The following is a 1442-nucleotide window of genomic DNA, read 5'->3' on the forward strand; positions in this document are numbered from 1 at the left end:
TAAAAGTATTTTATTTCTCCATAATGCTGGAGAAAGTGAGGGAATTGAGTTAACACATCCAGTGATACTTAACAGAGCTATGCAACTCAATAGTTTTAAGATTTTCTTCATTCTTCCCCTCCTTCAGTGGGTTTCTTTACAATAAAACAGCTCGGAAGCTTGTTGATATTTCCTGTCACCGCTGCTTAAAAAAACGGTGAACAATATTGAGATGATGGATTGAGGGAACAATCGCGCCATTCCAAGTGAAGGCAAGGATAGCGGTTTGTTGATCATCACAAACAGTGCTTAAGGTTGGCATTCTGGTTTATTTTTATATTTTTGGCAATAAGCGCTATTTAAACGCTTCTTGACACTTCGTTTTGGAATGACAGCACCTGGCACACAAATCGGAAGATCTTCGGCATTATAATTTCTACACCGATCTCTCCACTTCCCTCCTAATTTACTATGAAAACCTGCTTGGGTTAGACATGCATAAATAGATGTATTCGCATTTATACTTAACTCTCTATAATCCATCATATAATCATCATGAGGATTCAGCATTCCACATTCTAATAGTGCTTTTTTAATCTCAATCTTATCTTCTCCTAGCTTCTCTAATACATCCACAGCCTGGTAAGGACCTGGAAAACATCCAGCTATAATAAGCAAAGCCAATCCACTCAATAACTTTAAAGTTGCTTTCATTTTTTCTCTCCTTCAATGATTTTTTATCATAAGATTGCTTATAAGCTTGTCGATGTTTTATATTCCTCTGTCCATACCAATTTGAAACATGTTGAGTGCCGATACAATTGGCCCACACACTTATGCAAAAGATAAAAAAACTAAAGATTACTCTTAATCATACCATCATCAAAAAACTACGGTAGACATTCAGGCTTGTTTCTATTTCTTTTACAATGGGGGCTGTTCAGGCGTTTCTTAACACTTCTTTGAGGAATGACAGCACCTGAATGACAAATCGGAAAACGAGCATCAAAAAACTCACACGAACTCAAATATCCGGATTTATATCTAAAACCTGCTTGAACCATGCAAGCTTCAATTAATGCGTTCGCATTTCCGTCTAACTTTCTGTTGTATTCATCACGATTATAAGGTGTTGGCATGCCACATTCTAACAGCGCTTTCCCTATATCAATTGTATTTGCACCAGGCTTATCCCATAATTCCCAAGCTGATAAGGGAACCTCAGCTTTATACTCACATCCAGCTATACTTAACAGAGCTATGCCGCTCAATAATTGCAAGACTTTCTTCATTTTTCCCCTCTTTCAATGGATTTATTTACTATAAAACAGCTCGGAAGCTTGTTGATATTTTCTGTCATCGCTGCTTAAAACAACGGTGAACAATATTGAGATGATGGATTGAGAAAACAATCCCGCCATTCCAAGCAAAGGCACGGAGGGCGGATTGTTGGTCATCACAAA

At 37.6% G+C, this 1442-nt stretch carries 2 protein-coding genes; both read right to left on the minus strand.

The features are described from left to right. Positions 1–288 precede the first annotated feature (288 nt). Positions 289–693 (minus strand): hypothetical protein, encoded by a 405-nt coding sequence (locus ACFIKN_RS05955; protein ID WP_026500686.1) that lies wholly within the window; start codon positions 691–693, stop codon positions 289–291. Positions 694–869: 176 nt separating this feature from the next. Next, positions 870–1271 carry a hypothetical protein gene (locus ACFIKN_RS05960; protein WP_026500687.1) on the minus strand — a complete coding sequence of 134 codons (402 nt, stop codon included), beginning with the start codon at positions 1269–1271 and terminating at the stop codon, positions 870–872. Positions 1272–1442 lie beyond the last annotated feature (171 nt).

It is taken from the genome of Bartonella sp. CL436QHHD, from assembly GCF_042195105.1.
Taxonomy (GTDB): domain Bacteria; phylum Pseudomonadota; class Alphaproteobacteria; order Rhizobiales; family Rhizobiaceae; genus Bartonella.

Coding starts and splice junctions, on each gene's coding strand:
- ACFIKN_RS05955 (WP_026500686.1), bottom strand. CDS start 693: ATGAAAGCAACTTTAAAGTTATTGAGTGGATTGGCTTTGCTTATTATA.
- ACFIKN_RS05960 (WP_026500687.1), bottom strand. CDS start 1,271: ATGAAGAAAGTCTTGCAATTATTGAGCGGCATAGCTCTGTTAAGTATA.